General features: G+C 64.5%; 11 protein-coding genes. 6 read left to right on the top strand and 5 right to left on the bottom strand.

Annotated elements, in window-relative coordinates:
• Positions 1-90 precede the first annotated feature (90 nt).
• Together ACZXDY_RS42180 and ACZXDY_RS42175 are read right to left on the bottom strand one after the other, a co-directional pair.
• On the bottom strand, positions 91-987 hold the full coding sequence (locus ACZXDY_RS42180; RefSeq protein WP_130225536.1) for a methylated-DNA--[protein]-cysteine S-methyltransferase: 897 nt from the start codon (positions 985-987) through the stop codon (positions 91-93).
• 54 nt (positions 988-1041) lie between these two features.
• A complete protein-coding gene (locus ACZXDY_RS42175; protein WP_464349553.1) occupies positions 1042-1560 on the bottom strand; it encodes a DUF2244 domain-containing protein in 519 nt (172 codons plus the stop codon).
• 23 nt (positions 1561-1583) lie between these two features.
• Here ACZXDY_RS42175 and nth point away from each other — a divergent pair, with 23 nt between their 5' ends.
• The 3 genes from nth (at position 1584) to ACZXDY_RS42160 (ending at position 5198) form a co-directional block, all read left to right on the top strand.
• On the top strand, positions 1584-2348 hold the full coding sequence (nth, locus tag ACZXDY_RS42170) for an endonuclease III (protein WP_464349552.1): 765 nt from the start codon (positions 1584-1586) through the stop codon (positions 2346-2348).
• A 71-nt stretch (positions 2349-2419) separates the two neighbouring features.
• Entirely contained in the window at positions 2420-3583 is a 1164-nt protein-coding gene (locus ACZXDY_RS42165) for an HlyD family secretion protein (protein ID WP_464349551.1), read from the top strand.
• Entirely contained in the window at positions 3570-5198 is a 1629-nt protein-coding gene (locus ACZXDY_RS42160; protein WP_464349550.1) for an MFS transporter, read from the top strand. The genes ACZXDY_RS42165 and ACZXDY_RS42160 overlap by 14 nt, the downstream gene beginning before the upstream one ends.
• A gap of 10 nt (positions 5199-5208) precedes the next feature.
• Here ACZXDY_RS42160 and ACZXDY_RS42155 read toward each other — a convergent pair whose 3' ends face one another.
• Both ACZXDY_RS42155 and nikR read right to left on the bottom strand, forming a co-directional pair.
• On the bottom strand, positions 5209-5958 hold the full coding sequence (locus ACZXDY_RS42155) for a sulfate transporter family protein (RefSeq protein ID WP_028164819.1): 750 nt from the start codon (positions 5956-5958) through the stop codon (positions 5209-5211).
• 76 nt (positions 5959-6034) lie between these two features.
• Positions 6035-6475 carry a nickel-responsive transcriptional regulator NikR gene (gene nikR, locus ACZXDY_RS42150; protein WP_464349549.1) on the bottom strand — a complete coding sequence of 147 codons (441 nt, stop codon included), beginning with the start codon at positions 6473-6475 and terminating at the stop codon, positions 6035-6037.
• A gap of 148 nt (positions 6476-6623) precedes the next feature.
• On the opposite strand from nikR, the gene ACZXDY_RS42145 reads away from it, so the two are divergent.
• Complete coding sequence (locus tag ACZXDY_RS42145; RefSeq protein ID WP_464349548.1) at positions 6624-8825, top strand: TonB-dependent receptor; 2202 nt, start codon at positions 6624-6626, stop codon at positions 8823-8825.
• Position 8826: 1 nt separating this feature from the next.
• On the opposite strand, the gene ACZXDY_RS42140 is transcribed toward ACZXDY_RS42145, so the two are convergent.
• Positions 8827-9714, bottom strand: coding sequence for a YiiX/YebB-like N1pC/P60 family cysteine hydrolase (locus ACZXDY_RS42140; RefSeq protein WP_464349547.1), 888 nt, complete (start codon positions 9712-9714; stop codon positions 8827-8829).
• Positions 9715-9905: 191 nt separating this feature from the next.
• Here ACZXDY_RS42140 and ACZXDY_RS42135 point away from each other — a divergent pair, with 191 nt between their 5' ends.
• Both ACZXDY_RS42135 and ACZXDY_RS42130 read left to right on the top strand, forming a co-directional pair.
• On the top strand, positions 9906-11330 hold the full coding sequence (locus ACZXDY_RS42135) for a flavin monoamine oxidase family protein (protein WP_464349546.1): 1425 nt from the start codon (positions 9906-9908) through the stop codon (positions 11328-11330).
• Positions 11330-11998 carry a Dph6-related ATP pyrophosphatase gene (locus tag ACZXDY_RS42130; protein WP_464349545.1) on the top strand — a complete coding sequence of 223 codons (669 nt, stop codon included), beginning with the start codon at positions 11330-11332 and terminating at the stop codon, positions 11996-11998. The genes ACZXDY_RS42135 and ACZXDY_RS42130 overlap by 1 nt, the downstream gene beginning before the upstream one ends.
• The last annotated feature ends 596 nt before the right edge of the window (positions 11999-12594 follow it).

Genomic DNA, 12594 nt, shown 5'->3' with positions numbered 1-12594 from the left:
GCAGCGCGCCACCCATAGCGCCGTAGCAAGCGCGGCTTGCTTGGAGGGCAGACCGCGGCCCGTTACCCCATCTACAAGATCGTTGCAATGTTACTGCAATCCCAACTGCCCGGCTTCCCAGCCGAGCATCGCCTGCTTGCGGGTGATGCCCCAATGATAGCCGGTCAGCGCGCCGCTTTTGCCGAGCGCGCGATGGCAGGGCACCACGAACGATACGGGGTTGCGGCCGACCGCGGCGCCGACGGCGCGCGAGGCCTTCGGGCTGTTGATCTTGCAGGCGATGTCGGAATACGACACTGCGCGTCCCATCGGGATCCTCAGCAATGTCTCCCACACCCGCACCTCGAAATCGGTGCCGATCAGGACCACGCGCAGCGGCTGGTCCGGCCGCCAGAGTTTCGTGTCGAAGACGCGCTGTGCAATCGGAGCGGTGCCCTCGGCGTCCTCCACATACGTCGCGTTCGGCCAGCGCCGGCGCAGGTCGGCAAATGCAGTTGCTTCGTCACCGGGATCGGCGAAAGCGAGACCGGCCAGACCGCGGCTGGTGGCGATCACGATCGCGGTTCCGAATGGCGAGGGGTGGAAGCCGTAGTGCAGCGTCATGCCGGCGCCGCCAATCTTCCATTCGCCGGGCGACATCGCTTCATGAGTGACGAAGAGATCGTGCAACCGGCCGGGGCCTGACAGTCCCGAATCGAGCGCGGCATCGAGCACGCTGGCGGAATCGCGGAGCAGGTTCTTGGCATGATCGAGGGTGAGCGCCTGCATGAACGCCTTTGGCGTGAGCCCGGCCCAGCGGCGGAACAGGTGATGCAACTCGTCCGGCGTCACACCGGCGGCGTCCGCCACCGCCTCGATGGTCGGCTGCGCGCGCCAACGCTCGGAGATGAAGGCAATCGCGCGCCGTACCGAATCGTAGTCGCGCTGCGCGGCACTCTGGAGGCCCGACTTGGCCAAACGCTGATCGTGGATGGCGAGTGTCATCATGGGTGCTGATTTAGGGCGCATGCGGCGCTTCAGCCACCCGTTTTCCGACAACCCTCAATGGATTGGATTGTAGATCGGCCCGCGCTTGGCGGCGTTCAGCGCGGCAATTAAGGCTTTGGCAAAACTAGCTTTTTCGTCTGGACCCAGGAAGCTGCCGATGTCGACCCGGCGTCCCCTGGAAACCAGATAGAGCCGCTCGATGCCGAACTCGGCGTCGACCTGCTGCTCGAACTGCACCCAGAGCGGATTGAGCACCCATTCCGCGATATGGCCGTGATGGTTGACCCGGCGCACCCGCAATTCCGATGGCGTCACTGTGATTTCCTCGCAGGCCTGGGCGGTCCGGAAATTGACGCGGAAGGCCCAGTAGATGACGAGCACGTCGAGGCCGAAGAAGCCGAACACCGGCCAGGCGCCCATCCACCAGAATACGGCGCCGGCCGCAAAACTGACCGTGCTGACGATGCTCATCAGCACGATGAAGCCGGTACGATTGAGCGAGCGGTGCGGCGTCAGCAGCGCCGAGAACAGCTCTGGTTCAAGCGTGGGGTCAAAGTCGTTGCTAGCAGTCATGGCGTACCAGTATATGGCCGATCATGGCCAAAATCATCCGCGCTCAACGCGCCAGGAAACCCACCGTTCGATCGTCGTCGAAAAAATCGGCAAAGAAGCCGGTGGCGAGGCCACCCGCTCGCGCGGCAAAGAAATCCCTTAAAGCCCAGAAGCCCTGGACTCCGGCCGAAGTGCGCGAAGCGTTCGAACGGTTCCGCAAGGCCAACCCGGAGCCGAAGGGGGAGCTTGAGCATCTCAATCCGTATACGCTGCTGGTTGCCGTCGTGCTGTCGGCGCAGGCGACCGATGCCGGCGTCAACAAGGCGACGCGGGCGCTCTTTGCCGTCGCCGACACGCCGCAGAAAATGCTCGCGCTCGGTGAGGAGAAGCTGCGCGACTATATCAGGACCATCGGTCTCTATCGCACCAAGGCCAAGAACGTCATCGCGCTATCCGAGAAGCTGATCTCGGATTTCGGCGGCCAGGTGCCGCGCACCCGCGCCGAGATCGAGTCGCTGCCCGGCGCTGGCCGCAAGACCGCCAATGTTGTGCTCAACATGGCTTATGGCGAACATACGCTGGCGGTCGATACCCACGTGTTCCGCGTCGCCAACCGCACCGGGCTTGCGCCGGGCAAGACGCCGCTCGACGTCGAGCTCGGACTGGAGAAAGTGATTCCCGCCGAGTTCATGCTGCATGCACATCACTGGCTTATCCTGCACGGCCGCTACACCTGTCTCGCGCGGAAACCGCGCTGCGAGGTATGCCTGATCAACGATCTTTGCCGGTGGCCGGAAAAGACGGTCTGAGCGATGATGGCCGCCCTCGGCCGGTCGCTGTCTCGGTAGTTGCGTGAGAAGGATGACCTGGGGAATGTACCTTGAGTGAGCAAAACCAAATCACCCCGGCACCCCTGAACAGGATTGCGCCGTCACCGGCTCCGGCGCCTACGGCTCCGCCGCCGAAGCCATCCGCCGCGCCGTCGAGCACGTTGGCGCGGCTGGCCATTCCCGTATTCGCCGTGCTTGCCGCCTTCGCCTTCATTGCGCTCGCCACGCTGCGCTGGGACGAATGGGTCGGCGCAGCCACGATCCAGACCACCAACGACGCCTATGTCCGCGCCGAGCTGACGCGCTTGAGCAGCCGCGTCTCCGGCGAGGTTTTGACCGTAGCGGTGAAAGATTTCCAGCACGTCAAGGCTGGCGATCTCCTGGTGCAGATCGATCCCGCCGATTACGAGGCCCAGGTTGCGCAGGCCGAAGCCGGCGTCGCCGCCGCGCAGGCCGCGCTCGACAATCTGAACAATCAGGTCGAACTGCAATACGCGACGATCGCGCAGGCCGAGGCCGCGCAAGTCTCCGCGGCGGCGCTGGAGGTCGAGGCGCGCCAGGAGCAGGAGCGCCAGCAATCGCTGTCGCAAACCGACGCAGGCACGCGGCAGAGGCTCGAACAGGCGACCGCCGCCTATGCAAAGGCACAGGCCGATGTGCGCGCGAGCCGCGCCGTGGTTGCCGCGCAGCGCCATCAGCTCGAGGTGTTGCAGGGTACCAAGAAGCAGCGCGCCGCCGATCTCGATGCTGCCAAGGCGCAGCTCGCCGCTGCGAAGCTCAAGCTCGGCTACACCAAAATCGTGGCGCCGTTCGACGGCGTCGTCGGGGAACGCCAAGTGCAGCCGGGCGACTACGTCAATATCGGCACCAACCTGATCAATGTCGTGCCGCTGCCAAATGTCTATGTGATCGCCAACTACAAGGAAACCCAGCTCACACGGGTGCGGCCGGGCCAACCCGTCGAGATCACCGTCGACAGTTTCCCGCGTGATAGATTGCGCGGTCGCGTCGAGCGCATTGCGCCGGCCAGCGGCTCGCAATTCGCGCTATTGCCGCCGGATAACGCCACCGGCAATTTCACCAAGGTCGTGCAGCGCATCCCGGTCCGTATCCGGTTCGACGAAAATCAGCCGCTGCTCTCGCGCCTGTTGCCTGGCATGTCGGTGATCACCAGCATCAACACTGCCGATGCGGGGACGAATGGCGGCAAATGACGACGCCGGCCGTGGACCGGTCTCGCAGGGCGGCATCGCGCGGCAGCCGCTGTTTGCGGTGGCTGCGGTGCTGCTCGGCGCGTTCCTCGCCAATGTCGACAGCCGGCTGACCACGGTTGGCCTGCCGGACCTGCGCGGCGCATTCTCACTCGGTTTCGACGAGGGCGCCTGGATTTCGACCGCAGGAATCGGTTCGCAAATCTTCATCGCGCCGGCGGTCGCCTGGCTCGCCACCGTGTTCGGCTTGCGCCGCGTGTTGGGCATCCCGAGCCTCGCCTATGCCGGGGTGTCGCTGGTCATCCCATTCGTCGACCATTACCCGACGCTGATCGGGCTCAGCATCGTGCATGGCCTGTTGCTCGGCACCTTCGTGCCGGCGACGCTGATGATCGTGTTCCGGAATCTACCGATCCGCTGGTGGATTCCGGCGATATCGATCTACGCGATCCGGGTCGGCTTCGCACTGGATACCTCGACCTCGCTGGTCGGCTTCTATGTCGATCATCTCGGCTGGCAGTGGGTGTACTGGCAGGGCGTCGTCATCGCGCCGCTGATGGCCTTGATGGTCTATCTCGGCACGCCCAGCGAACCCGTCAACAAGGATCTGCTTCGCGATGCGGATTGGGGTGGCATGCTCCTGCTCGGCAGCTCGGTGTCGATGATCTATGCCGGTCTCGATCAGGGCAATCGGCTCGACTGGCTCGAATCCGGCACGGTGATGGCACTGTTGCTTGGCGGCGCGGCGCTGTTCGTCGTCTTCGTGATCAATGAGACAATGGTGCGGCAGCCTTGGGCGCATGTGAACGTGCTGTTCTCGCGCAACGTCGGGCTCTCGCTGCTCGTCATCCTGCTCTACACCCTCACCAGTCTGTCCAATTCATCGCTGGTGCCGAACTTCCTCGGCACGATCGCGCTGATGCGGCCGGAGCAGAGCGGCGTTTTGCTCTTGACCTACGGTGCGCTGCCGATGTTCGTGCTGGTGCCGATCTCGATCTATCTGCTCAGGCATTTCGATCCGCGCACGGTTGTTGTTCTGGGATTTTCGGCATTCGCGGCCGCCAATCTCTGGGGCACGCAATTGACCCACGATTGGGCGCGGGGGGATTTTGCCGGCATCGTTCTCCTGCAATCGATCGGGCAGTCGCTGACGTTATTGCCGGTCATCATCATGGCGCTGGCCAATTCCGACCCGAGCCGCGCCACGGCGTTCGCCGCCTATATCCAGATCATGCGGCTTGGCGGCGCCGAGATCGGCGTGGCGCTGATGGGCACCTGGCTGCGCGTCCGCGAGCAGATCCACTCCAACTATATCGGGCAACACGTCGCCAATGGCGATGTCAATGTCGTGCGCATGCTCAAGCAGCTCGCCGACGAATTCGCGGCACACGGCGTCGGCCTCGCCCAGGCGCGGGCGGTGGGAACGCTGGCGGCGCTGGTGCAGCGCGAGGCCAACGTGCTCGCTTATATCGACGGTTTCTGGCTGTGCTTCTGGCTGGCGATGACTGCGCTGTTCTTCGTCGCCCTGATTACCCGCGCGCCGCCGGGTCCGTTTACGCCTGAGCCGTTCGGCTTTGCCAAGATGGTGATGCGCAAGTGCGGAATGTCGGTGGCCTGATCGTCGACTGCTAGCGCATCGATATTCCCTGCCGCCGCGGCTCGAGCAATTCCGGCCTCGGGCCTGACAGGCGCTTGTGCATGTGGACCATGAAGGCCATGCCGAACAGCGGCGTCGCCAGGTTGACGATCGGAATCGACACGAAGGCGGCGATGATCAGGCCGGCGGTGAATATGGTCGCCGCATTGTCGCGGCGCATCGCCTTGGCCTCAGCCGGCGGCCGGAACCGCATCGCCGCAAGCTCGAAATATTCGCGGCCCAAGAGCCAGGCGGTGGCGAAGAAGAAAATCAGGAAGCCGGCGCCGGCGAACAGCACGAAGGGCAGCGCGATCAGGTAGACCAGTATCGTCAGCAGCGCGGTCTTGATGCCCTCGGTCATGGCGAGGTTGAACGGCAGCGCGACGCCGGGCTGTTCGGCCGGATAATGTTCGCGCTCGACATGGTCGGCAACCTCGTCGACGAACAGGCTCGCCACCAGCGAGGTGATCGCAGGCATCAGGAAGATGCCGCCGAGCACCACGCCGAGGCCGGCGGCGATCGATACGATCCAGGAAAGCACGTGGAGCGTGGAGTGGAAGTTGGGGCCGAGCAGGCCTTCGGCCCAGACCTCGCCATAGTCGGCAAACCAGCTCAACAGCCGCTGCAATCCGATTGCGAGCACCGTCACCAATACCAGCGCCACGCCGACCGAGCGCCACAGGATCGAGCGCATCGGCGGCGACAGGATTTGCGTGAGCGCCTTGACGGCGGCATCCAACATCGTGGGTCTATCTCCAAAAAGCCCCTGCGACAGTTAGATATGACCGGCGGCTTCGGCAAGAGCCGGACCGCCGCCTTCAATCGTGCCGGTGCCCATGCTTGCGCGGCTTCTTGTCCGGTGCGGTCGGGATCATCACGACCCGGCCATAGCGCACGCCGCGTTCGGCGATGACGTGGTCGGCGAGATGGCGGACGTCGCCGGCGGCGCCTTTCAGCGCGGTCACTTCCATGCAGCTATCGTCGTCGAGATGGACGTGCAGCGTCGCCAGCGAGAGGTCGTGGTGACCATGGAAGTTCTGCACCAGCCGCTTTGAAAGGTCGCGTGCGGCGTGGTCGTAGACATACACCAGCGCGGCCACGCACTGCCCTGACTGCGCCGCGTCCTCCGCGCTCTGCTGCAATCCCGCGCGGGCGAGATCGCGGATGATCTCCGAGCGGTTCTGGTAGCCGCGCGTTTTTGCCGCGGCGTCGATCTCGTCGAGCAGATCGTCCTCGATGGTGATGGTGATCCGTTGCATCAGATATTTCCGATTGGCGCCGCGGGTGCGTCAGTATGATATTCTTGTTGTAACGTCATACTGAGCTTTGTTAGCCTCGCCGGGCTGGGTTGAAGTCGAACTGGTTGCCTGTCGGATTGTAGCAGGTTGCCATGCGGGGGCATGGGCATTGCGCAAACTTGTCGGGTGGGTTTTTCCCGCCGCCTCCCTTGTTGTTCTCACGTCGCCGGCGCAGGCACAAACGGCTGCCAGCCAGCCCGGCAATCAACTTCCTGCGGTCACGGTGACGTCGCCGCAGACGACGCCACCAAAGCGGATCAAGCGGGCCGAACAGTCGCACCGTCCGCGCAGCGGGCAAAGTCCTCACACAGCCCAATCGGCTCAGCCGGCATCGACGGCGGGCGGCATCGCCCTCGGTTCGGGACAAGTGGGTGCGGCTAATCTGCTGCCGACCGCCGCGAGCGAGATGCGCATCAGCGGCGAGGAGGTGAATGCGTTGCCGGTGTCGCGCGTCGGCGAGGTCCTGGAAGTGGTGCCCGGCTTGATCGTCACCCAGCATTCCGGCGAGGGCAAAGCCAACCAGTATTTCCTGCGCGGCTTCAATCTCGACCACGGCACCGATCTTGCGATCAAGGTCGACGGCATGCCCGTCAACATGCCGACCCATGGCCACGGCCAGGGCTATGCCGACATCAATTTCCTGATCCCGGAACTGATCAGTTCCGTCAACGTTCGCAAGGGGCCGTACTATGCGGACACTGGAGACTTCTCCTCCGCCGGCAGCGTCGGCATCGATTATGTCAACCGACTGCCGAAGAACATCGCACAGGTGACCTTCGGCAGTTTCGGCTATCAGCGCGCGCTGGCGGCGGGCTCCACGGCGGTCGGCGAGGGCACGCTGCTCGGTGCGATCGTGGCCAACAAATATGACGGCCCGTGGGACGTGCCGGACGATGTGCGCAAGGCGAGCGGCGTGCTGCGCTACAGCCAGGGCACCGCGACCGATGGGTTTACGCTGTCGGCGATGGCCTATTCCAACGGCTGGACGTCGACCGACCAGGTCGCGCAGCGCGCGATCGACCAGGGTTTGATCAACCGTTTCGGCTCGCTCGATCCGACCGACGGCGGCACCTCGAGCCGCTTCAGCCTGTCCGGCAATTGGGCGCAGTCGAGTGACTACGGCCAGACTCTCGCGAATGCCTATGTGATCCGTTCGTCGCTGCGACTGTTCAACAACTTCACCTATTTCCTCGACGATCCCATCAATGGCGATCAGTTCAGCCAGCTCGATCGCCGCACCGTCTATGGCTTCAATGCCTCCCATGCCTTCGATGCGCGCGTCGCCAGCATCGAGACCCAGACCCGTGTCGGCCTGCAGACCCGCGGCGACGATATCGAGGTCGGCCTGTTCAAGACCTTCCAGCGCGAGGCGCTCTCGACGGTGCGCCAGGACCGTGTGCAGGAAGGCAATGTCGGCCTGTGGGCCGACACCACCGCGCGCTGGACCGACTGGCTGCGCACCACGGTCGGCCTCCGCGAGGATTTCTTTGCGGGTCATGTCTTCAGCGACACGCCGCAAAATTCGGGCAATGCGCAGGCCGCTATGACCAGCCCGAAGGCCGGCATCGTACTGGGCCCGTGGTACAAGACCGAATTCTACGGCAATGCCGGTTATGGCCTGCATTCGAACGACATCCGCGGCGCGACGATCACTGTCGATCCCGCCGACAAGGTGACGCCGCTCGACCGCGTGCCGCTGCTGGTCCGCTCCAAGGGCGCCGAGGTCGGTATCCGTACCAAGGCGATCGAAGGCCTGACCAGCTCGCTCGCGGTGTTCGTGCTCGACTTCGATTCCGAACTCCTGTTCGTCGGCGATGCCGGCACCACCGAGGCGAGCCGTCCGAGTCGGCGCATCGGCATCGAGTGGACCAATCAGTACAGGCCGTTGCCGTGGATGCGCATCGACGTCGATCTCGCCTATACCCGTGCGCGCTTCACCGATTTCGATCCTGTCGGCAACTTCATTCCGGGCGCGCCGGCCTGGATCGCCAGCGGCGCCGTGACGTTCGGCCGCGAGACCGGCTGGTTTGGCGCCCTGACCGCGCGCTATTTCGGGCCGCGTCCGCTGATCGAGGATGACAGCGTGCGCTCGCAATCCTCGCTGATCTTCAACGCCCGGGCCGGCTATCAGTTCGACAATGGCATGCGGCTGCAGCTCGACGTGCTCAATCTCTTCAATGCCAATACCAACCAGATCGAATACTATTATCTGTCGCGCCTGCCGGGCGAACCGATCGAGGGCGTCGCAGATCGCCACATCCACCCGGCCGAACCGCTCGCGGTCCGCCTGACGCTGGCGGCGCGCTTCTAATCTAGGCCGCGAGCTCCGGCGTCTTCACTTCCGTATCCTCAGGCGCAGCCGGAATCGGCGTTTCCTGGTCAGTCGTTTCAGGAACAAGCGGCGGCGACTTTTCGTGAAACACACTGAATTCGCCCGCCACCTCCTCGAGCGGCTTCTGCTTGTCGGCCCAGTGCAGGGCAGTGTAGTCGAAGCCGTGCACGATGGTGGGTTTGACGACTTCGAAATAGGGCGAGATATCGAAGTCGCGCGGCATGTAGAGCGAGGAATCGCGGATGTGCAGGATCTCGCGCCGCGCCTTGCGGCTCGAGGTGCGGGTGATCTTGGGCAGGATCGGGTAGCGCACCGCATCGAAGGCCTGCGCGATCAGCGCCGAGCAGATGATCTTGGTGGGATCGCCGGAGCCGAAGGCGATCATCCGCCGCCGCCAGCGCTGCGGCACCGGCAGCGGGAACAGATAGCGCGCGAGGTCGACGATGTTCTTGGTGTCGTAGCCGAAGCCGATCCGGTTGATGGCGTAGCGGCACACCGTCTCGCGGTCCTCGTAGGAGAGGCCGACCGGGCGGCAGAGGCGGGTATGATAGGGGAAATATTTCGACAGCGGCGCAGCCGTCACGCCCTCGCCGATATTGGCCTCGATCAGCACATGCGGCTCGCCGTCAGGCTCGCAGGCGCCGTCGACCGGACCGACATAGAGCGCGGCGTGTGACCAGGTCGATTGCGTGAGGTATTTGATGATGCCGGAAATGCGGTTGTTGCCTTCGACCAGCAGGACATCGCCAGGCTGGATCACGCCGCGCAGATGCTCCGGATCGCTCGGCGTGAACGGCTCGTAGCCCGGGATCTCCTTCTGCAGGTAGCCCGCGATCACCTGGCCGATCGTGTCGAGCATGACGCCCATAAATGCTTCCCCCTGCGCGGCTTGCCCTTCCGCTTTTTGGTTCCTTATCATGGTCGCGAGCGGTTGCAATTTAGTTCATCGACGCAGCCGATCAATCATGATTGATTCACCATGATGGTTGCTGCGTCGCATGAGATGCGGCAAGGTTCGCGGGCTGTTCCCATTTGCGTCAAGCCTGCGGAAACCATGATATGACAATCACCCGCCGCAACTTCCTGTCGGCGTCCGCGGGCATTGCCGTTACTTCGCTTTCTGCCGGCCGCTCTGGAGCCGCGCCGCCGGCGCGCGATGCTGACATCGTGGTCATCGGCGCGGGCGCCGCCGGCATTGCTGCGGCGCGGCGCGTATTGGCGGCGGGCCGCAAGGTGATCGTGCTGGAAGCCTCAAGCCAGATCGGCGGCCGCTGCCAGACCGACAGCTCGACCTTCGAGGTTCCGTTCGATCGCGGCGCGCGCTGGGTGCACAATCCCGAGACCAATCCGATGCTCCGCCTCGCGCGGACCGCGGGGCTCGAGCTGCTGCCCGCGCCGTCGGGCGAGAAGATCCGGATCGGCCGCCGTAACGCACGTCCCGGCGAGACCGAGGAATTCCTAGCCGCGCTGGTGCGCGCCAATCGCGCGATCGATGATGCCGCGCGCCGAAGCGATGTGTCCTGTGCCTCGGTGCTGCCAAAGGAGCTTGGCGATTGGGCCGGCACGGCGGAGTTCGTGCTCGGCGCCAGTTTCACCGGCAAGGACCTCAAGGAGGTCTCGGTCGTCGACAAGGCGCGGGCGCAGGATCGCGACAACGCAGTCGCGTGTCGGCAAGGGCTCGGCACGCTGATCGCGAAGCTCGGCGCGCAGTTGCCGGTGGCGTTGTCGACGCCCGCCACCCGCATCTCCTACAGCAACCGCGACGTCGAGGTGAACACGCCGTCGGGCAAGATCCTCGCGCGCGCCGCCATCATCACGGTGTCGACGAATGTGCTCGCGGCCGGCAAGCTCAAGTTCGATTCCGAACTTCCCAAGCGCGTGGTCGATGCGGTCGCAAAGCTCAGCCTCGGCAGCTACGACCGCATCGCGCTGCAGATGTCAGGCAATCCGCTCGGGCTTGCGCACGATGATGTCCTGATCGAGCAGAGCAACTCGACGCGCACCGCGCTGCTCTATGCCAATGTCGGCGGTTCGTCCTTGTGCACGATCGACGTCGCGGGCTCGTTCGGCCGCGATCTGTCGGCAGAGGGTGAGCAGGCGATGATCGCATTCGCGACGGAATGGCTGAAGAAGCTGTTCGGCAGCGATGCGGTGGCCGGCATCAAGAAGTCGAGCGCCACGCGCTGGAACGCTTCGCCCTACATACTTGGCGCGATGTCAGTGGCCGCGCCCGGCGGGCAGGCCGCACGGAGAGCGCTAATCGATCCGGTCGGCTGCATGTATTTCGCCGGCGAGGCCACGCATGACACCTTGTGGGGTACGGTCGACGGCGCCTGGGAAAGCGGCGAGCGGGCCGCGGAAGCGGCACTGCGCCGGATCGGCGCGTTGCCGGCAGCGCCGTCGGCGGCAGCACCGCCGCCACAGAAGCAGCGCAGGCGCGCGCCGCCGGCGCAATCGGCTCAGCCGCGAGGGCTGTTCGACTGATGCCGCGGCCGAAGGCGCTGATCTCCTGGTCCAGCGGCAAGGACAGCGCGTTCGCATTGCATGAAGTGATGCAGACGGGAGAGTTCGAGGTCGTTGGCGCGCTGACGACCGTCACCGAGACCTTGGAGCGCGTCGCTGTCCACGGCGTGCGGCAGCAGATCTTGTGCGCGCAATGCGAGGCGGCGGGGCTGCCGCAGCGAATCGTGCCGATCCCATACCCTTGTCCCAACGACGTCTATGAGGCGCGCATGGGTGAAGCGGTCGCGCAGGCCGTCGCTGAGGGCATCACCCACATGATCTTCGGCGATCTCTTCCTCGCCGATATCCGGGCCTACCGCGAGCAGAAGCTGGTTGGCACCGGCATCACGCCGATCTTCCCGCTGTGGGAGCGGCCGACGCCGGCACTGGCGCAAGTCATGATCGCAAGCGGGCTGGAAGCCTATCTTGCGACCGTTGACCTGAAGCGGCTGCCTGCCGAATTCGCCGGCCGCCGGTTCGATACGCAGCTTCTCGCCGACCTCCCCGATGGTGTCGATCCATGCGGCGAGAATGGCGAGTTTCATACGTGTGTGGTGGCCGGCCCGATGTTCTCGCACCGGATCGCAGTCAGCGCCGGCGAACGGGTGCAACGCGACGGCTATGCCTATTGCGATCTGGTGATTGCGTAGCAACGTGGGGTGGGCAAAGGCGTGCGGCCCCGTGCCCACGGTTCGACCCGCGCTCGCTGTTGGACCCTCATCCTGAGACGACCGCTACGCGGTCTCCTCAGGGTGAGGAGATAGAGCCGCGTACGCATCGCGTCCACCGCATCTCACCGCAACGTTCGTAACGATCGCGACCCGCCCCTCATTCGGGTGAGACGCGCGGAGTTAAATCACTGATTTGCCCAGCCTCGTCGGGTTGATTTGTCGCACCCGCTGCACCCACATCGTCATTGCGTGCCGACCCGGTGGCTCGCACTGACGGCGGGTGATCCGGAAAAGTGGAGACCGGTTTTCCCTCGCGACAAACGCGAAGCGTTTGCGCGGAGATCATGCACTAGAGCTCGATGTCATTGGTTGAATCGGCTTGGCCGCAAGTTCACCTCTCCCGAAGGGAGAGGTCGCGCCGGAGGCGCGGGTGAGGGGTTAGGGTCCCTCGATAGAGCAGATCCCCTCACCCGGCGCTACGCGCCGACCTCTCCCTATAGTTCTGTGCGTCAAGTTCAGCAAAATTGATCATGGGGTCCGGCCAAGCCATCCCCTCGGAGCCGCCGTCGCTCGCT

This window comes from Bradyrhizobium sp. LeoB3 (genome assembly GCF_055456055.1).
This window is presented reverse-complemented; position numbering and strand designations above follow the sequence as displayed.